20 protein-coding genes are annotated in these 16,986 nt (G+C 71.6%); 12 read left to right on the top strand and 8 right to left on the bottom strand.

Annotation, left to right across the window (positions count from 1 at the left end):
- The first annotated feature begins 85 nt into the window (after positions 1–85).
- Genes ACIRJT_RS35485 through amaP form a run of 5 tightly spaced genes read left to right on the top strand, consistent with a single transcriptional unit; the run spans position 86 to position 2,412 of the window.
- The gene (locus ACIRJT_RS35485) at positions 86–562 is read left to right on the top strand and encodes an Asp23/Gls24 family envelope stress response protein (RefSeq protein ID WP_403917786.1); all 477 of its coding nucleotides are present in this window, start codon (positions 86–88) and stop codon (positions 560–562) included.
- A 44-nt stretch (positions 563–606) separates the two neighbouring features.
- Positions 607–798 (top strand): hypothetical protein, encoded by a 192-nt coding sequence (locus ACIRJT_RS35480; protein WP_012381448.1) that lies wholly within the window; start codon positions 607–609, stop codon positions 796–798.
- Positions 795–1,148 (top strand): hypothetical protein, encoded by a 354-nt coding sequence (locus tag ACIRJT_RS35475; RefSeq protein WP_403917783.1) that lies wholly within the window; start codon positions 795–797, stop codon positions 1,146–1,148. The genes ACIRJT_RS35480 and ACIRJT_RS35475 overlap by 4 nt, the downstream gene beginning before the upstream one ends.
- Positions 1,145–1,828: a DUF6286 domain-containing protein gene (locus tag ACIRJT_RS35470; RefSeq protein ID WP_403917780.1), complete on the top strand. Its 684-nt coding sequence runs from the start codon at positions 1,145–1,147 to the stop codon at positions 1,826–1,828. The genes ACIRJT_RS35475 and ACIRJT_RS35470 overlap by 4 nt, the downstream gene beginning before the upstream one ends.
- A gap of 5 nt (positions 1,829–1,833) precedes the next feature.
- Positions 1,834–2,412 carry an alkaline shock response membrane anchor protein AmaP gene (gene amaP / locus ACIRJT_RS35465; RefSeq protein WP_403917960.1) on the top strand — a complete coding sequence of 193 codons (579 nt, stop codon included), beginning with the start codon at positions 1,834–1,836 and terminating at the stop codon, positions 2,410–2,412.
- Positions 2,413–2,447: 35 nt separating this feature from the next.
- Here the strand turns inward: amaP and ACIRJT_RS35460 are convergent, their stop codons facing one another.
- The 5 genes from ACIRJT_RS35460 to ACIRJT_RS35440 all read right to left on the bottom strand — a co-directional run bounded on the left by ACIRJT_RS35460 (position 2,448) and on the right by ACIRJT_RS35440 (position 7,272).
- Positions 2,448–3,203 (bottom strand): SDR family oxidoreductase, encoded by a 756-nt coding sequence (locus ACIRJT_RS35460; RefSeq protein ID WP_403917777.1) that lies wholly within the window; start codon positions 3,201–3,203, stop codon positions 2,448–2,450.
- Positions 3,204–3,207: 4 nt separating this feature from the next.
- Positions 3,208–5,001: a glycoside hydrolase family 15 protein gene (locus ACIRJT_RS35455; RefSeq protein WP_403917774.1), complete on the bottom strand. Its 1,794-nt coding sequence runs from the start codon at positions 4,999–5,001 to the stop codon at positions 3,208–3,210.
- Positions 5,002–5,069: 68 nt separating this feature from the next.
- Positions 5,070–5,873 carry an SURF1 family protein gene (locus ACIRJT_RS35450; protein ID WP_403917772.1) on the bottom strand — a complete coding sequence of 268 codons (804 nt, stop codon included), beginning with the start codon at positions 5,871–5,873 and terminating at the stop codon, positions 5,070–5,072.
- A gap of 78 nt (positions 5,874–5,951) precedes the next feature.
- Positions 5,952–6,185: a hypothetical protein gene (locus ACIRJT_RS35445; protein WP_403917769.1), complete on the bottom strand. Its 234-nt coding sequence runs from the start codon at positions 6,183–6,185 to the stop codon at positions 5,952–5,954.
- 64 nt (positions 6,186–6,249) lie between these two features.
- Positions 6,250–7,272: a DEDDh family exonuclease gene (locus ACIRJT_RS35440; protein ID WP_403917766.1), complete on the bottom strand. Its 1,023-nt coding sequence runs from the start codon at positions 7,270–7,272 to the stop codon at positions 6,250–6,252.
- 200 nt (positions 7,273–7,472) lie between these two features.
- On the opposite strand from ACIRJT_RS35440, the gene ACIRJT_RS35435 reads away from it, so the two are divergent.
- The 3 genes from ACIRJT_RS35435 to ACIRJT_RS35425 are packed head-to-tail and all read left to right on the top strand — an operon-like array spanning position 7,473 to position 10,199.
- A complete protein-coding gene (locus ACIRJT_RS35435) occupies positions 7,473–8,414 on the top strand; it encodes a sterol desaturase family protein (RefSeq protein ID WP_403917764.1) in 942 nt (313 codons plus the stop codon).
- A complete protein-coding gene (locus ACIRJT_RS35430; protein WP_403917762.1) occupies positions 8,411–9,118 on the top strand; it encodes a lysoplasmalogenase in 708 nt (235 codons plus the stop codon). Before ACIRJT_RS35435 ends, ACIRJT_RS35430 begins: the two co-directional genes overlap by 4 nt.
- 22 nt (positions 9,119–9,140) lie before the next feature.
- A complete protein-coding gene (locus ACIRJT_RS35425) occupies positions 9,141–10,199 on the top strand; it encodes a zinc-dependent alcohol dehydrogenase family protein (protein ID WP_403917759.1) in 1,059 nt (352 codons plus the stop codon).
- Positions 10,200–10,270: 71 nt separating this feature from the next.
- Here ACIRJT_RS35425 and ACIRJT_RS35420 read toward each other — a convergent pair whose 3' ends face one another.
- A complete protein-coding gene (locus ACIRJT_RS35420) occupies positions 10,271–11,809 on the bottom strand; it encodes a S8 family peptidase (RefSeq protein ID WP_403917757.1) in 1,539 nt (512 codons plus the stop codon).
- Between the two features lie 331 nt (positions 11,810–12,140).
- Here ACIRJT_RS35420 and ACIRJT_RS35415 point away from each other — a divergent pair, with 331 nt between their 5' ends.
- The 3 genes from ACIRJT_RS35415 to moaA all read left to right on the top strand — a co-directional run bounded on the left by ACIRJT_RS35415 (position 12,141) and on the right by moaA (position 15,407).
- Positions 12,141–12,506 carry a DUF485 domain-containing protein gene (locus ACIRJT_RS35415; RefSeq protein WP_403917755.1) on the top strand — a complete coding sequence of 122 codons (366 nt, stop codon included), beginning with the start codon at positions 12,141–12,143 and terminating at the stop codon, positions 12,504–12,506.
- Positions 12,503–14,146 (top strand): cation acetate symporter, encoded by a 1,644-nt coding sequence (locus ACIRJT_RS35410; protein ID WP_403917752.1) that lies wholly within the window; start codon positions 12,503–12,505, stop codon positions 14,144–14,146. Before ACIRJT_RS35415 ends, ACIRJT_RS35410 begins: the two co-directional genes overlap by 4 nt.
- Positions 14,147–14,417: 271 nt before the next feature.
- On the top strand, positions 14,418–15,407 hold the full coding sequence (gene moaA, locus ACIRJT_RS35405; RefSeq protein ID WP_403917751.1) for a GTP 3',8-cyclase MoaA: 990 nt from the start codon (positions 14,418–14,420) through the stop codon (positions 15,405–15,407).
- 76 nt (positions 15,408–15,483) lie between these two features.
- Here the strand turns inward: moaA and ACIRJT_RS35400 are convergent, their stop codons facing one another.
- Positions 15,484–15,741 (bottom strand): hypothetical protein, encoded by a 258-nt coding sequence (locus ACIRJT_RS35400; protein WP_403917748.1) that lies wholly within the window; start codon positions 15,739–15,741, stop codon positions 15,484–15,486.
- Positions 15,742–15,962: 221 nt separating this feature from the next.
- Positions 15,963–16,340: a DUF3099 domain-containing protein gene (locus ACIRJT_RS35395; protein WP_403917745.1), complete on the bottom strand. Its 378-nt coding sequence runs from the start codon at positions 16,338–16,340 to the stop codon at positions 15,963–15,965.
- 221 nt (positions 16,341–16,561) lie between these two features.
- Between ACIRJT_RS35395 and ACIRJT_RS35390 the strand changes: the two genes are divergently transcribed.
- The gene (locus ACIRJT_RS35390; RefSeq protein WP_371622736.1) at positions 16,562–16,840 is read left to right on the top strand and encodes a GlsB/YeaQ/YmgE family stress response membrane protein; all 279 of its coding nucleotides are present in this window, start codon (positions 16,562–16,564) and stop codon (positions 16,838–16,840) included.
- Positions 16,841–16,986: the final 146 nt, after the last annotated feature.

Raw genomic sequence — 16,986 nt, 5'->3', positions numbered from 1 at the left:
ACTGCCGTATCCACGACGCGGGATGGGGAAAGCGCACTTAACGTGGGCAAGGAAGTCCAAACCAGTCCCGAAGGGAAGACCGGCGATGACTGAGAGCTCCCAGCGCAACAACCCCGACAGCGGGTCCGGTGGCAAGACCCCGCTGAGCAAGCGTGGCGGCGGCGACCCGGGCACCCGGGGCCGCACCACCATCGCCGACGGCGTCGTCGAGAAGATCGCCGGGATGGCGGCACGCGATGTGGTCGGCGTCCACGCGATGGGCAGCGGCCTGTCCCGGACGTTCGGCGCGGTCCGCGACCGGGTCCCCGGCGGCGGCAAGTCCGTCACCCGCGGAGTCAAGGCCGAGGTCGGCGAGTCGCAGACCGCCCTCGACCTGGAGATCGTCGTCGACTACGGCGTGGCGATCTCCGACGTGGCCCGTGACGTGCGCGAGAACGTCATCGCGGCGGTGGAGCGCATGACCGGCCTCGAGGTCGTCGAGGTCAACATCGCGGTGAGCGACGTCAAGCTGCCCGACGAGGACGACGATGACGACGGCAACGACGATCAGCGTCTTCAGTGACCCTTCCGCATCTCCGTCGCACGCCAGTTGAGGAGAGAGACACGATGAGCATGGCTGTCGCCGGTCTGTTGGCCGGCATGGCGCTCGGGTTCGCCGGGTATTTCGGCGGGTTCGGAGCCTTCGTACTGGTGGCCGCGCTGGGCGCGGTCGGCTTCATCGCCGGCCGCTTCCTGGACGGCGACCTGGAGCCCGGCGACTTCTTCCGGAGTCGCGAGCGCGGCGACCGGCGACGGTGACGGCGGTGAACGGCCGGGTCGCCGCCGCGATACGGGGCGAGACCCGGATCGCCGACCGCGTCGTCGCCAAGATCGCCGCCCAGGCGGCGAAGGAGGCGGTCGACGAACCGCCCGCGGACGGGGCGTCGCCGCGTGCCACGGTCACCGTGCACCGCGACGCCGCCCGGGTCCGCGTCAGTCTGGAACTCGGCTACCCCAGTGACATCGGCCGCCAGTGCGGCGCCGTACGCCGCCGGGTCGCCCAGCGGGTCAAGGCACTGGCAGGCATGGAGGTGCCCGAGGTGGCCGTGCAGGTCGAACGGCTGCACCCCGCCGGAACGAGCGCCGCCGCACAGGGGAGGATCCGATGACCGAACCCGGTGAACCCACCGGCTCCACCCGGCGGATGCCCACCCTGGGACAGAGCGACGACCACGCGAGCCCGCAGGCCCCGAACACGTCGGCCGACGCCCGCGAACCGGTCCCCACCCTGGAACAGGGCGACGGCACCGCCCGCCGCTTCTGGTCCGCCCGTCGCGTCCCGGCCGCCCTGCTGGCCCTCGTGGTCCTGGGCGGAGCAGGGCTGCTGCTCTACGACATCGCCGCCGTACGGGCCGACCACCCGGCCATGCAGTGGCGTCGCTCCCTCGCCGACGGACTGGCCGAACGGAATCTGGACGACATCGCGGTGCTCATCGGGGCCGGCGTCGCGGCCTTGATCGGCCTCTGGCTGATCCTCCTGGCCCTCACCCCCGGACTGCGCGACCTGCTGCCGATGCGTCGCGACCGCGCCGACGTCCGGGCCGGACTCGATCGTAGCGCCGCCGCACTGGTCCTGCGGGACCGGTCCGTGGAGGTGTCCGGCGTGCAGTCCGTGCGGGTCGGCATGGGACGGCGGAAGGCGAAGGTGCGCGCGCTCTCCCACTTCCGGGAACTCGACGACGTGCGGGCCGACCTGGACGCCGTGCTGGAGAAGGCCGTCCGGGAACTGGGCCTGGCGAAGCCGCCGGCCCTCTCCGTCCAGGTGCACCGACCGGCGAAGAAGGGATGAGCCGCATGCGCTCCACCGTCAACAGGGTCCTGCTGGCCCTGGCCGGGCTGGTGCTGGTCGTCGTCGGCGGGGCGGTGCTCGCCGCCGGCCTCGGCGCCTCCGTGCCGTCCTGGTGGCCCTGGGACGGCAAGACCGACGTGCTGCTCAGCGTGGCCGACCGGCAGCGCTGGCGTGACGCGGGCTGGTGGTGGCCGACGGTGATCGCCGTCCTCGCCGTCCTCGTGGTCCTCGCCCTGTGGTGGCTCCTCGCCCAGCTCCGCCGCGGCCGGCTCGCCGACGTACTGGTGGACAGCGGCGACGGCGAAGGGGCCCAGGTGCGGGGCCGCGCCCTGGAGGGCGTCCTCGCCGAAGAGGCGGGCGCACTGGACGGAGTGGCCCGCGCCCAGGCGATGCTGACCGGCCGCCGCACCGAGCCCCGGGCCCGGGTCCGGCTGATGATGGAACCGCACGCCGCGCCCCTCGGGACGCTGAACGCGGTCGCCGACGGGGCCCTGGCGCACGCACGCACCTCGGCCGGTCTGGACGCGCTTCCCGCCGAGGTGCGCCTGCGGGCCGTCAAGCACCGCGCGGAGCGGGTGTCCTGACGGCCCTTACGGCACCCGGGGACCGGCGGGGCGGGTCAGAAGCCGTGCCGTGATCCGCCGTCCACCGGGACCATGATGCCCGTGAGGTAGGAGGCGGCGGGGGAGAGCAGGAAGGCCGCGGTCTTCCCGAACTCCTCGGGCGTCCCGTAGCGGCGCAGCGGAATCCGTGCCTCGTTCGCGGTGCGGGCGGCCTCCGCGTCGCCGGACAGGGCGTCCAGTTCGCGGACCCGGTCGGTGTCGATCCGGGCCGGCAGCGCGCCCACCACCCGGATCCCGCGCGGGCCCAGCTCGTCGGCCAGCGACTTGGCGAAGCCGGCGAGACCGGGGCGCAGCCCGTTGGAGATGGTCAGCCCCGCGATCGGCTCGTGGACCGATCCGGAGAGCACGAAGCCGATCACGCCGCCTTCGCCGAGCGCGGCGGCCGCCGTCCGGGCGAGGCGTACCGCTCCCAGGAACACCGTCTCGAACGCCGTCTGCCACTGGTCGTCCGTGTTGTCCGCGAGGAAGCCGGGGGCGGGTCCGCCGACACTGATGAGGATGCCGTCGAGCCGCCCGAAACGTTCCCGCGCCGAGTCCACGAGGCGCTGCGCGGCGCTCGGGTCGGCGTTGTCGGCGGCGAGCCCGACGACGTCCGGGCCCAGCTCGGCGGCGGCCTCCACGACCACCTTCTCGTCCCGCCCGGTGATGATCAGCTTCGCGCCGTCGCCGGCGAGGGAGCGGGCCGTGGCGTTGCCGAGGCCCCGGGTCGCTCCGGTGACGATGTAGACGCGGTCCTTCAGTCCAAGATCCATGGCCCTATCCTGCCGGGTCCTCACCGGCGAGGTCGACAGCGGAGTTCACCAGTCCGATATGGCTGAAGGCCTGGGGGAAGTTGCCCAGCTGCCGCCCCGCCGCCACGTCGTACTCCTCGGCCAGCAGGCCCACGTCGTTGCGCAGCCCCAGCAGATGCTCGAACAGCTCCCGCGCCTCGTCCGGCCGGCCGATCCGCTGCAACGCGTCCACCAGCCAGAACGAGCAGGCGAGGAACGCGCCCTCGTCGCCCGGAAGTCCGTCCACGGAGGCGCCCTGGGTGCTGTAGCGGCGGACCAGTCCGTCGCTGCCGAGCTCGGCGCGGACCGCGTCCACCGTGCCGATCACCCGGGGGTCGTCCGGCGGCAGGAATCCGGTCCGCACGATGAGCAGCGTCGAGGCGTCCAGCTCCCGCGACCCGTAGGACTGGGTGAAGGTGTTCCGCTCGGGGTCGTACCCCTTCTCGCAGACCTCGGCGTGCACGGCGTCCCGCATCGCCCGCCAGCGGTCGGCGTCGCCGGGCAGTTCGGGATTCTCCTCCAGCGAGCACACCGCCCGGTCGGCGGCGACCCAGGCCATCACCTTGGAGTGCACGAAGTGCCGCCGGGCGCCGCGGATCTCCCACAGCCCCTCGTCCGGCTCGCGCCAGGTCGACTCCAGGAAGCCGAGCAGGCTGAGCTGGAGGTTCCAGGCGTGCGGCTTGTCGTCGAGACCGGCGACGCGGGCGAGGCGTAGCGCGTCGATGACCTCGCCGTACACATCGAGTTGACGCTGACGGACGGCCGCGTTGCCGGTGCGCACCGGCCGGGAGTGCTCGTACCCCGTGAGCCAGGGCAGCTCCGACTCGGGCAGCCGCCGCTCGCCCGCCAGCCCGTACATGATCTGGAGGTCGGCCGGGTCTCCGGCGACGGCCCGCAGCAGCCAGTCCCGCCAGGCCTCCGCCTCCTCCAGATAGCCGGCCGAGACCATCGCCCCGAGCGTCAGCGTGGCGTCCCGCAGCCAGCAGTAGCGGTAGTCCCAGTTCCGTACGCCGCCGATCTCCTCCGGCAGGGAGGTGGTCGGGGCCGCCACGATGCCGCCCGTCGGGCCGTACGTCAGCGCCTTCAGGGTGATCAGGGAGCGCAGCACGGCATCGCGGTAGGGGCCTTCGTAGGTGCAGGCGCCGGTCCACTTCGCCCAGTCGTGCAGGGTGTGCTTCAGCGCCTTGTGCGGGTCGATCAGCTTCGGGCGCGGCGAGTGCGAGGGGTGCCAGGTCAGCACGAACGCGACGCTCTCGCCCTCGGCGACGGTGAACGAGGAGCAGGTGCTGAACTGCTGGCCCCAGGTCTTGACCGGCGGTTCGCTGCGCAGCCATACGGAGTCGGGGCCCGCGACCGCCACCCGGTGGCCGTGCGAACGCCGCACCCAGGGCACCACCGAGCCGAAGTCGAAGCGCAGCCGCAGCACCGAACTCATGTCGACGGTGCCGCTGACGCCCTCGACGATCCGCATCAGGTCCGGCGACCTGTCGCGCTGGGGCATGAAGTCGATGACCTTCACCGTGCCGGTCCGCGTCTCCCAGTACGTCTCCAGGACCAGGGAGTCACCCGCGTACCCGCGCCGGGTACAGGTGTCCGAGGCGTTGGCCCCCTTGGGCGCGATGCGCCAGTGGCCGTTCTCCTCGGTGCCGAGCAGGGCGGCGAAGCAGGCGCCGGAATCGAAGCGGGGCAGGCAGAGCCAGTCGGCGGAACCGTTCCTGCCGACGAGCGCGGCGGTCTGGAGATCGCCGATCAGGGCGTAGTCCTCGATGCGTGGGGTCACGCCTGGCGTTTTCCCGGACCGGGCCCTTGTCAACCAGCCATCCGGCGTCCGACGCCGTGTCGGACGTCTCAGGCGCTCGCCGGCGCCGGCTGCTCGGGGGCGTCGGCCGTCGCGTTCTCGGCCGCGGCCTGCTCGCGGTCGCGCTTCTCACGGCGTACGAGAACGATCCAGCCGACCGGGACGGCGGCGACGAACAGCCACCACTGGACGGCGTAGGCCATGTGCGGGCCGATCGAGCTGTCGTCGGGGGAGGCGATCTGTTCGGGCAGATCCCCCGTCGGCCGGGGGGCGGTCTGCTCGATGTAGCCGCCGAGGACCGTCCGGGACAGCAGCTGGGACTGCTGGTCGCTGTTGATCAGCATCACCTGCCGGTCCGGCAGTCCCGCCAGGTCCTTGATGCCGCTGCTGCCGGTCGTCTCGTCCGCCTTGAGGCGGCCGGCGACGGTCACTTCGCCCCGGGGCGCGGGCGGCACGTCGGGGAAGGCGGTCTGGTTCGGCGCGGCCGGCACCCAGCCGCGGTTGACCAGGACGGTGCCGCCGCCCTTGAGGTCCAGCGGGGTCAGGACATGGACGCCGATGCGGTCGTCGTCCGAGGTCCGGCGGCGGACGACCACCTCGTGCTCGGTGTCGAACGTCCCCGTCGCGGTGACCGTCCGCCAGTAGTCCGAGCGCGGGACGGTGTGTCCGGGAGAGGTGAGCTCGGAGACCGGGACGGGCCGCGCGTCGAGGTTCCGGGAGATCAGCCCGTTCTGCTCGACCCGGTGATCGTGCTTGTGGAACTGCCAGAAACCCAGCTCGATCATCGTCGGGATCAGCGCGAGGCCGAGCAGGGTGAGGATCACCCACTGCCGGGTCAACAGGAAGCGGTACACCCCATGACCGTACAACCGGGGTCATGGGGTGCGGCACTCAGGGGTGCCGCCGGAGCGTGCCGGCTGCGGGGCGTTCCATCATGCTTTGTCCACGATGCCCGCCTTCCCTTCGGCGCGGGCGCAGTGGGCGCCGCAGTACCAGTGTCCTTCGACCTCGACGCCCTGCCCGATCACCTGGACCCGGCAGTGCTCGCAGATCGGCGCCATGCGGTGGATGGCGCAGGAGAAGCAGTCGAAGACGTGCACCGCGCCCTGCGCGTGCACCTCGAAGGACATGCCGTAGTCGTTTCCGCAAACCTCACAACGTGCCATGCGCCACAGGGTGGGACGCCCGGCGGCCACCGGGCGAGCGGCTGCCGGGCGAGTCGCGCCCGGTTCACTCCGATGACGGTGCGGGGGCCTGGTGCGGCAGAGTCGTCCCTCCTGACGGTCCGGCGGGGGCCACGTCGCGCAGCAGATGGGTGAAGGCGCTCTCCTCCAGGATGGGCGTCCCGAAGGCCTTCGCCTTCTGCGTCTTGGAGGTGGCCGCGTCCGGGTCGTTGGTCACCAGCAGACTGGTCAGCCGCGACACGCTGGTCGCCACGTGCAGGCCGGCCTCCACCGCCCGGTCCTCCAGCAGCTCCCGGTCGATGGAGGTGTCCCCGGAGAAGGCGACCCGCATCCCCTGCTGGAGCGGCTTCTCCTTCTCGTACCGCCCCGGATTGGGATACGGGCAGGCCGGGCGCTTGCGCGAGGGCCGCCAGCTGTTCTGCTGCCGGGAGGGCTGATAGCCGACGCGCGGGGCGACGGGGGAGTCGGACCACTCGGTCAGCGGACGGCACTCCAGCAAGGGCAGCCGCACCCCGCCCCGGGCCGCGGCGTGCAGGCTCGGCCGGAACGCCTCGGCCAGCACCCGGGCGTCGTCCAGGGCATGGTGGGCCTGCTGCTGTACGACGCCGAAGTGCGCGGCGAGGGAAGCCAGCTTGTGGTTGGGCAGCGGCAGCCGCAGCTCCTTGGCCAGCGCGATCGTGCACAGCCGGTGCTCGACCGGGGCGACCACCGACGCTCGCGCGTACTCCCGGGCGATCATCGACCAGTCGAACGCCGCGTTGTGCGCGACGAGCACCCGGTCCGTGAGCCGCTCGGAGAGCTCGGCCGCGACCTCCGGGAAGAGCGGGGCGCCTTCCAGGACATCGCTCGTCAGCCCGTGGATCCAGACGGGGCCGGGGTCCCGCTCCGGGTTGACCAGCGTGTACCAGTGGTCCTCGACATTGCCCTGGGCGTCCAGCCGGTAGACGGCGGCGGACACTATCCGGTCGTCGCGGGCGAGTCCGGTGGTCTCCACGTCGACGACCGCGTACCCCTGGGGGTAGGCGGTCGGCCACGGTGCGGCTGTCTGGAGGTCGTCGAGCATGGTCACAGAGAATACGGGCCGCGACTGACAGTCCCCTATTCGGCCGGGCGGGGGCGGGGGCGACGCACGGCCGGGACCTGCGCAACTCACCGGGCCTGCAACGCCTCTGATTGGCAGAAAGTGCCAAAGACTGCTGACGCCAGGTCTCGCATACTTGTGGGTAACAACGTCTAGCCCTCGCCGACGCGCGGCCCTACGGTGCTCGCATGGAGCCGAACCTGCCCGATGTCGTGCTGTGGTCAATACCGGCCTTCGTGCTGCTCACCGTGATCGAGATGGTCAGCTACCGCCTCCACCCGGACGAGGACGCCGCCGGGTACGGGACCAAGGACACTGCCACCAGCCTCACCATGGGCATCGGCAGCCTCGGCTTCGACCTGCTGTGGAAGATCCCCATCCTGGCGATCTACATGGGCGTCCACGAACTGACGCCGCTGCGGGTGCCCGTGCTGTGGTGGACCGTCCCGCTGATGCTCCTCGCCCAGGACTTCTTCTACTACTGGTCCCACCGCGGCCACCACGTGATCCGGATCCTGTGGGCCTGCCACGTGGTCCACCACTCCAGCGAGAAGTTCAACCTCACCACCGCGCTGCGCCAGCCCTGGACCTCCGCGACGGTCTGGCCCTTCTACCTGCCGCTGATCGCCTGCGGGGTGCACCCGGCGGCGCTCGCGTTCTGCCAATCGGCCAACCTCGTCTACCAGTTCTGGGTGCACACCGAACGCGTCGGCAAGCTCCCGCGCCCCTTCGAGTACGTCCTCAACACGCCCTCCCACCACCGCGTCCACCACGCCTCCCAGGGCGGCTACCTGGACCGCAACTACGGCGGGATCCTGATCGTCTGGGACCGGATGTTCGGGTCCTTCGCGGCCGAGACCGAGCGGCCCGTCTACGGGCTCACGAAGAACATCTCCACCCACAACCCGCTGCGCGTCGCGACCCATGAGTACGCCGCCATCGCCCGGGACGTCCGGGCCGCCGACACCTGGAGCGAGCGGGCCGGGCGGGTCTTTCGCGGGCCCGGCTGGCAGCCGACGCCGAAGGCGGGGGCCGGAGCCGAGGCAGAGGCCGGGCCCGGGGCCGCGGTCGCGGCCGGAGAACCGGTGCCCGTGTCCATGGAGACCTCCGCCCCGGAACGCGCCCTGTGAGCGCCACCGACTCGCGCCCCGCGCGCACCCGCGGAGCCGAGCGCTTCGCCCGCCCCGTGCTCCTCGCCTTCCTCCTCGCCGCCGCGGTGGACCTGGCCGGGCTGATCGCCGGGGCCGAGACCGTCCACCTGATCGCCAAGCCGCTGCTGATGCCGCTGCTCGCCGGGTACGCGGCACTGAGCGGCGGGCCCCGGCTGCTCGTCGCGGCCCTGCTGTTCGGGTGGGGCGGCGACGTCTTCCTCCTCGCCGACAGCGACCTGGCCTTCCTCGTCGGCATGGGCTCCTTCGCCGTCGGCCATGTCTGCTACCTGGCGCTGTTCGGCCGCGCCCGGGCCTGTGCGCCGCTGGCCACGGGCGCCGGATACGCCCTCGTCCTGGTCGTCTTCCTCGTGCTGATCTGGCCGGACCTCCCGGCGGACCTGCGTATCCCGCTGACCGGCTACAGCCTGCTGCTCACGGCCGTGGCCTGGCGGGCCGGCGTGCTCGGCCGGTACGCGGCGGCCGGCGGGGCGCTCTTCCTGATCTCCGACGCCCTCATCGCCACCGGCATCGCCCAATGGCCGCAGGCGCCCGCCCCCGACTTCTGGGTCATGCTCACCTACATCGCCGCCCAGGCCCTCCTGACCCTCGGGGTGCTCACGGCCGCCCCGGCCGGGGGAACCGGGCGAACCGGGGCGTACCGTGAACCGGGTACCAGCGTCTGAGACCGGCAAGGACCCCGAACGTATGCGCGCCACCGTCATCCACGCCCCCCACGACATCCGGGTGCAGGAGGTGCCGGACCCGGGGATCCAGCAGCCCACCGACGTGGTGCTCCGGGTCCTGCGGGCCTGCATCTGCGGCAGCGACCTGTGGGCCTACCGGGGCGAGTCGGCCCGGCGGTCCGGTCAGCGCATCGGCCACGAGTTCCTCGGCGTCGTCGAGGAGGCCGGCCCCGGGGTGAACGGCTTCGCCGTCGGCGATCTGGCCGTCGCCCCGTTCGTCTGGTCCGACGGCACCTGCACCTACTGCGCCGAGGGCCTCACCACCTCCTGCCCCGAGGGCGGCTTCTGGGGCTCGGTCGGCCCGGACGGCGCGCAGTCGGACGGCGGCCAGGGCGAGGCCGTCCGCGTCCCCCACGCCGACGGCACCCTGGTCAAGCTCCCGGCCGCCGCCGCATCCGACGACCGCCTGCTCACCGCCCTGCTGGCGCTCTCCGACGTGCTGGGCACCGGCCACCACGCCGCCGTCGGCGCGGGCGTCGGGCCGGGCAGCACCGTCGCGGTCATCGGTGACGGCGCGGTCGGCCTGTGCGGGGTGCTCGCCGCCAAGCGGCTCGGCGCGGAGCGCGTCATCGCGCTCGGGCGCCACACCGCACGCACCGACATCGCCCGCCGCTTCGGCGCGACCGACGTGGTCGCCGAACGCGGTGAGGCCGCCCTCGCCGCCGTCCGCGAGCTGACCCGGGGCCAGGGCGCGCACAGCGTCATCGAGGCCGTCGGCACCGAGCAGTCGATGCGCACGGCCCTCGACATCGTCCGCGACGGCGGCTCCATCGGTTACGTCGGCGTCCCGCACGGCAGCGCCACCGGCGTGGACCTCGGCGTGATGTTCGGCCGGAACATCGCCCTGCGCGGCGGCGTCGCCCCCGTACGCACGTACATACCGGAGCTGCTCCCCGACGTGCTGGACGGCACGATCGACCCGTCGCCCGTCTTCGACCGGTCGATCGGCCTGGACGAGGTGCCCGTCGGCTACAAGGAGATGGACGAGCGGACCGCGCTGAAGGTGCTCATCACGCCGTAGGGCCCCGAGGCGGGGCGGGGGCCCGGGGAGAACGTCCTCCCCGGGCCCCCGCTGCTTGCTCGGCCGGGTGCCTACCAGCGCACCGCGTCCAACGCGTCGACCACTCCGGCTCCGTAGAAGCCGTTGTAGCTCCTGCCGCCTTCGCAGACCGCGTCGATGACGCCGTCACCGTTGATGTCGTACGGCTCACCGCACGCCTTCGCGTCCGCCTGGAGCGTCAGAAGCGCCTTCACCGCGGCCGGCGAGGCGTAGGGGTGCTTCGACTTGATCAGCGCCACGACGCCCGCGACGTGCGGGGACGCCATCGACGTACCGGCCTTGTAGCCGAACTTGCCGCCCGGCAGCGTCGACAGGATCAGCCCGTTGACGGCCGGCGGTTCGGGGGTCTGGTAGACCGTCGAGTCACCGCCCGGGGCCGCCACGTCGATGATGCCCCTGCCGTAGTTCGAGTAAGAGGACTTCAGGCCCTTCGCACCCGTCGCGGAGACCGTCACGACACCCGGCAGCATGGTCGGGATGTCCGGGCAGGCGCTCGGGTCGATCGTCCGCGTGACCGTCTCGCTGTCGTTCGGGCTGCTCTGGTCCACGATCGCGTCGGAGGCCAGGTCGTTGCGGGAGTTCCCGGCCGCCGCGACGTTGACCGTGCCCTTGCGCTCCGCGTACTTCACGGCGCGGGTGAGAGCGTCGACCAGGGCGCCCTGGTCCGGGTCGTTCTTGCAGTTGAACAGCCACGGGTCGGTGTAATAGCTGTTGTTGGTCACCTCGACGCCGCGCTCGGCGGCCCAGAGGAACCCGCAGACGACGGCCTCGGTGTAGAAGAACCCGTCCGGGTTCGACACCTTGATGCCCGACACCTTCACGCCCGGGGCGACGCCGGTGACGCCGGCGCCGTTCTTCGCGGCGGCGATGGTGCCCGCCACATGCGTGCCGTGGTCGCTCTCGCCCGCCGCCGGGCGCCAGGAGCCGGCGGTGGTGTCCGGAGCGCCCGACACACAGTTGGCCGAGGCGCCGTTGTCGAAGTTCGGGGCCAGGTCCGGGTGGGTGTCGTCGACGCCCGTGTCGATGACGGCGACCGTCACCTTCTTCGAGCCCAGCGTCTTCTGGTGCGCCTTGTCCGCCTTGATCGCGGGCAGCGACCACTGGAGGGGCTCCAGCGGGTCCTCGCCGGCCTTCGCGTCCGCGGCGGCGGCCGCCGCCTGCTCGGCGGTGAGCGGCTGCGCTATCGCGCCGACGTCCTTGGTGGCCTGCGGGACGATCGGGTTCGTGCGGGTGGCGCCCGCCGACTCCACACCGCGTACCCGGCGGATCGTTTCGCCGAACGCGGGGTTCTGCGAGTGGACGACGATGACGCCGATCTGCTCATAGGCGATGACGACCGTGCCGCCGGCCTTGGCGATCGCTTTCTTGACGTTCTTGACGGTGCCGTGGCCGCCCCGGGTGTTGACCACGTAGGACAGCTTCGGCCCGTCGGTCCGCACGCTCGCGGAGGCCTGCTCGCCGGTGGGCGCCGCCGTGGCCGTCGCCGTCGGCAGGAAGCCGAGCGAGGCGGTCAGCGCGAGTCCGACGGGAATCGCGAGTGCGCGGGTCCGTCTTGATGCCAGATGAGCCATGGGTTCTCCACATCATCCGTGCCGAACGACCGGACACCTGGCGTGTTCGGTCGCGTACATGACGAGTGAAGCTATCGCTGATCATCCCGGTGCATCAACGCTTACGGGCAAGTTAGTTCGAAGAGTGACCTGTGCGGACGAATGTGAACGGCCGGCTTCCGGGCAACCGGGTGCACCGCGACACCTCCGAGAAGGCGAAAGACACGGTGAACCGCTTCGTCGTGCCCTCCGTGCCGTTGTCCAGGAGGCACATGGCCGTCCCCCGGTAACGAGGCTTCCCTTGACACCCACCGTCCCCCAGACCACCGCACCCACGTCGCGAGGAGATTCCGTGGCTACCGATGCACCGCCGCCCGAGGGCACATCGCCCACCGGCCCCGTCCAGCCCACCACCGAGGCGTTCGTCGCGATGCAGGCGAGCCCGGACTTCGCCGACCTGCGCCGCTCCCACCGCTCCTTCGCCTTCCCCCTGACCATCGCCTTCGTGACCTGGTACCTGCTCTACGTCCTGCTCTGCAACTACGCGGGCGGATTCATGGCCACCGAGGTCGTCGGCAACATCAACATCGCGCTCGTCCTCGGACTCGCCCAGTTCGCCACCACCTTCCTCATCGCCTGGCTCTACTCCCGGCACGCCGCCACCAAGCTCGACCCCAGGGCCGACGCGATCAAGTCCCGTATGGAGGCCGACCTGTGAGCGCCGCCCACGCCCTTTACCCCGCCGTCCAGCTCGCCGCCACCGAGGGAGCGAGCGAGCACCGGCCGCTGATCATCACGCTGTTCGGCGCCTTCGTCGTGGCGACCCTCTTCATCACCGTGTGGGCGGGCCGCCAGACCAAGAGCGCCTCCGACTTCTACGCGGGCGGCCGCCAGTTCACCGGATTCCAGAACGGACTCGCGGTCTCCGGCGACTACATGTCCGCCGCGTCCTTCCTCGGCATCGCCGGGGCCATCGCCCTCTTCGGGTACGACGGCTTCCTGTACTCCATCGGCTTCCTCGTCGCCTGGCTCGTCGCCCTGCTCCTGGTCGCCGAACCGCTGCGCAACTCCGGCCGCTACACCATGGGCGACGTCCTCGCCTACCGGATGCGCCAGCGCCCCGTCCGCACCGCCGCCGGCACGTCCACGATCGTCGTCTCGATCTTCTACCTGCTGGCGCAGATGGCCGGCGCGGGCGTCCTCGTCTCCTTGCTGCTCGGCATCACCAGCGACGCCGGGAAGGTCCTGATCGTCGCCCTGGTCGGCGTGCTCATGATCCTCTACGTCACCATCGGCGGCATGAAGGGCACCACCTGGGTGCAGATGGTCAAGGCCGTCCTGCTCATCGCGGGCACCCTGCTCATCACCTTCCTGATCCTGCTGAAGTTCAACTTCAACATCTCCGATCTGCTCGGCACCGCCGCCAGCAACAGCGGCAAGGGCTCGGCCTTCCTGGAGCCCGGTCTGAAGTACGGCGTCGACAACGTCTCGAAGCTGGACTTCATCTCGCTCGGCATCGCTCTGGTCCTCGGCACCGCGGGGCTGCCGCACATCCTGATCCGCTTCTACACCGTGCCCACCGCCAAGGCCGCCCGTAAGTCCGTGAACTGGGCGATCGGCATCATCGGCGCCTTCTACCTGATGACGATCGTGCTCGGCTTCGGCGCGGCGGCGATCCTCAAGCCAGGCGACATCATCGCCTCCAACAAGGCGGGCAACACCGCGGCGCCACTCGCCGCACTGGAGATCGGCGGCGGCTCCGGATCCACCGGTGGCGCCATCCTCCTCGCGGTGATCTCCGCCGTCGCCTTCGCCACCATCCTCGCCGTCGTCGCCGGACTCACCCTCGCCTCCTCCTCGTCCTTCGCGCACGACATCTACGCCAACGTCATCCGCAGGGGGAAGGCCACCGAGAAGGAAGAGGTCCGCGCCGCGCGCTGGGCCACCGTCGCGATCGGCGTCGTCTCCATCGGCCTCGGCGCACTCGCCCGCGACCTGAACGTCGCCGGGCTCGTCGCCCTGGCCTTCGCGGTCGCCGCCTCCGCCAACCTGCCGACGATCCTGTACAGCCTCTTCTGGAAGCGCTTCACCACGCAGGGGGCCCTCTGGTCCATCTACGGAGGCCTCGCCTCCTCCGTCCTGCTGGTGCTTTTCTCGCCGGTCGTCTCCTCCAAGCCCAGCTCGATGTTCCCGAGCGTCGACTTCGCCTGGTTCCCGCTGGAGAACCCCGGCCTGATCTCGATCCCGCTCGGCTTCCTGCTCGGCTGGGTCGGCTCGCTGCTCTCCAAGGAGAAGCCCGACACGGACAAGTACGCCGAGCTGGAGGTCAAGTCCCTCACCGGCGTCGGAGCCCACTGAGCACACCGGAAGGCCCTCCCTCGGCCCATCGCCGGCGGGCCCTTCGGCTCATCGGCCACCCGTGGCGGCCGGGCCGCGTCGTAGAGTCCTACGACGCGGCCCGGCCGCGCCTCGTGGCAAACGGGCCGCCCCGATGTCAGCGGTCTCACGTAGGCTCGGTCATACCGGAACCGCGAAGGGCCGACACCTCCAACGAGGCGACGACCCGGCAGGGGCGACGGACCGAGAAGAGCGACCGCACCACCGCGGACACCCCGGGGGAGGGATCACCGTGCTCATCGACACCTATGACCGGGTCGCCACCGACCTGCGCGTGTCACTCACCGACAAGTGCAACCTGCGCTGCACCTACTGCATGCCCGAAGAGGGCCTTCAGTGGCTCGGCAAGAGCGAGCTGCTCTCCGACGACGAGATCGTGCGCCTGATCCGTATCGCCGTCACCTCGCTCGGCATCACTGAGGTCCGCTTCACCGGCGGCGAGCCCCTGCTGCGTCCCGGCCTCGTCTCCATCGTCGAGCAGTGCGCCGCGCTCACCCCGCGCCCCCGCATGTCGCTCACGACCAACGGCATCGGACTCAAGCGGACCGCCACCGCCCTCAAGGCCGCGGGGCTCGACCGGGTCAACGTCTCGCTGGACACCCTGCGCCCCGACGTCTTCAAGACCCTCACCCGCCGTGACCGCCACCGGGACGTGCTGGACGGCCTGGAGGCCGCCCGCGAGGCCGGGCTCACCCCGGTGAAGGTCAACTCCGTCCTGATGCCGGGACTCAACGACGACGAGGCTCCCGAGCTGCTCGCCTGGGCCGTCGCCCACGACTACGAGCTCCGCTTCATCGAGCAGATGCCGCTCGACGCCCAGCACGGCTGGAAGCGCGACGGCATGATCACCGCCGGGGACATCCTGGCCTCGCTGCGCACCCGCTTCACCCTCACCGCCGAGAGCGACGAGTCCCGCGGCTCCGCCCCCGCCGAGCGCTGGACCGTCGACGGCGGCCCGCACCGCGTCGGCGTGATCGCCTCCGTCACCCGCCCGTTCTGCCGCGCCTGCGACCGCACCCGGCTCACCGCGGACGGCCAGGTCCGCACGTGCCTCTTCGCCCGCGAGGAGACGGACCTGCGCGGAGCACTGCGCGGGGACGCGCCCGACGAGGAGATCGCCCAGCTCTGGAGGACGGCCATGTGGGGCAAGAAGGCGGGCTCCGGACTGGACGACCCGTCCTTCCTGCAGCCCGACCGCCCGATGTCGGCGATCGGCGGCTGAGGCCCGGGCTGCGGAGCCTCAGCCTTGAGGATCAAGGGCCGAGTCCCCCACGGCCCGAGGACCAAGGTCCCCCGGCTCAGGCTTCGGTCTCTTTGCCGTCCCCGGCTTCCCAGTCCTCCAGTGCCACAACGTCCTTGAGGAAGCCCCGTACACCGAGGAACGAGGACAGGTGCTCCCGGTGTTCGTCGCAGGCCAGCCAGGTCTTGCGCCGCTCGGGCGTGTGCAGTTTGGGGTTGTTCCAGGCGAGCACCCACACGGCGGCGGACCGGCAGCCCTTGGCGGAACAGAGCGGGGCGCCGGTGGGGCTCTCGGCGGACGTCTCGGAAAAGATCACGTGACCCAGCCTAAGTCAGGTGTTCCGCGAGCCTTCTGACGCATCCCCGGCCGGAGAAAGGGCGACGCCGAGCAGCCACGGGGGGAGCTGCCCGGCGTCGGTCCGTCGCTCCGACGGGGGATGCGGAGCGCTTTCGAAGTATGTCACGGCGACCGGGGTGCGGTGCACCGGAACGTCATGATTGATCTGAGCATTTCTTGAGCTTCGCGGGGCGCCAGGGTTCAGGTGTGCTCGTGCGGCGGCCGGGCCCTGCCGGACGGCTCCTCGAAGTCCCCGGACTCGGCCGTACCGGCCACCGGAGCGGCCTCCACCTCCGGCCGCAGCGGCATCTGCACGAACGTCGTCGGCAGCGAAGTCACGTTCTCACGGCCCGCGTTGGCGATGACCACCGCCACATACGGCAGCAGTACCCCCAGCACCAGCGCCACGATCGCCACATGCCGTTCCACGTTCCACAGCACCGCGGCCAGCACCACCGACACCGTGCGCACCGACATCGAGATCACATAACGTCGCTGTCGGCCGCGGACATCGTCCGTCAGCCCCTGACGGGCGCCCGTGATCCGGATGACCTCCGTACCCGCGCTCTTCCGCAGCATGCTCCACCACCAGATCTCGTCGCCGGACGCTCCCGGACCGGGCCGCATCCACGGTACGCCCGGCACCGGCCGGGCAGGAGACCGGGGCACGCCGTACGAGGAGGGTTCGGACGGTGCGCGGGGCGGGCCGGGTCCCTCGAACGGCCCAACCGGGCATGCGCCGCCCGGACGGCGGGCCGAGACTGGGCGGACGCGCACTCCGCGCCGTACGAGGAGGCGAAATGAGCTGGTTGTGGGCAATCATCGTGGGACTGGTGCTGGGTGTCATCGCCAGAGCGATCCTGCCGGGCAAGCAGGACATCCCGCTCTGGCTGACGGCCGTGTTCGGCATCCTCGGCAGCATCCTCGGCAACGCCGTGGCCGGCTGGATCGGTGTGGAGGACACCAAGGGCATTGACTGGATCCGCCATCTGCTGCAACTGGCGGGCGCCGTGGCCGTCGTCGCCCTCGGCGACATGGCCTGGCAGTCCTTCCGCGGCAGCCGCAGACAACGAACCTGACCCAGCCGGGTCACACAGCCGCACAGGGCCGGGGGGGGGGGGGGGGGGGGGGGGGGGGGGGGGGGGGGGGGGGGGGGGGGGGGGGGGGGGGGGGGGGCCGGGCGCGGCGCCCCCCCCCCGCCCCCCCCGGGGGGCGGCCGCCCCCC

Origin of the sequence: Streptomyces sp. NPDC102283, from assembly GCF_044766265.1 — a bacterium.
Taxonomy (GTDB): domain Bacteria; phylum Actinomycetota; class Actinomycetes; order Streptomycetales; family Streptomycetaceae; genus Streptomyces.
The sequence above is the reverse complement of the archived record's forward strand: the minus strand, read 5'-3'. Positions and strand labels throughout refer to the sequence as shown.

Excerpts from the sequence above, each read along its gene's own strand:
- ACIRJT_RS35485 (WP_403917786.1), top strand. The coding sequence starts at position 86 with ATGACTGAGAGCTCCCAGCGCAACAACCCCGACAGCGGGTCCGGTGGC.
- ACIRJT_RS35480 (WP_012381448.1), top strand. The coding sequence starts at position 607 with ATGAGCATGGCTGTCGCCGGTCTGTTGGCCGGCATGGCGCTCGGGTTC.
- ACIRJT_RS35470 (WP_403917780.1), top strand. The coding sequence starts at position 1,145 with ATGACCGAACCCGGTGAACCCACCGGCTCCACCCGGCGGATGCCCACC.
- amaP (WP_403917960.1), top strand. The coding sequence starts at position 1,834 with ATGCGCTCCACCGTCAACAGGGTCCTGCTGGCCCTGGCCGGGCTGGTG.
- ACIRJT_RS35460 (WP_403917777.1), bottom strand. The coding sequence starts at position 3,203 with ATGGATCTTGGACTGAAGGACCGCGTCTACATCGTCACCGGAGCGACC.
- ACIRJT_RS35445 (WP_403917769.1), bottom strand. The coding sequence starts at position 6,185 with ATGGCACGTTGTGAGGTTTGCGGAAACGACTACGGCATGTCCTTCGAG.
- ACIRJT_RS35435 (WP_403917764.1), top strand. The coding sequence starts at position 7,473 with ATGGAGCCGAACCTGCCCGATGTCGTGCTGTGGTCAATACCGGCCTTC.
- ACIRJT_RS35425 (WP_403917759.1), top strand. The coding sequence starts at position 9,141 with ATGCGCGCCACCGTCATCCACGCCCCCCACGACATCCGGGTGCAGGAG.
- ACIRJT_RS35420 (WP_403917757.1), bottom strand. The coding sequence starts at position 11,809 with ATGGCTCATCTGGCATCAAGACGGACCCGCGCACTCGCGATTCCCGTC.
- ACIRJT_RS35395 (WP_403917745.1), bottom strand. The coding sequence starts at position 16,340 with ATGCTGCGGAAGAGCGCGGGTACGGAGGTCATCCGGATCACGGGCGCC.
- ACIRJT_RS35390 (WP_371622736.1), top strand. The coding sequence starts at position 16,562 with ATGAGCTGGTTGTGGGCAATCATCGTGGGACTGGTGCTGGGTGTCATC.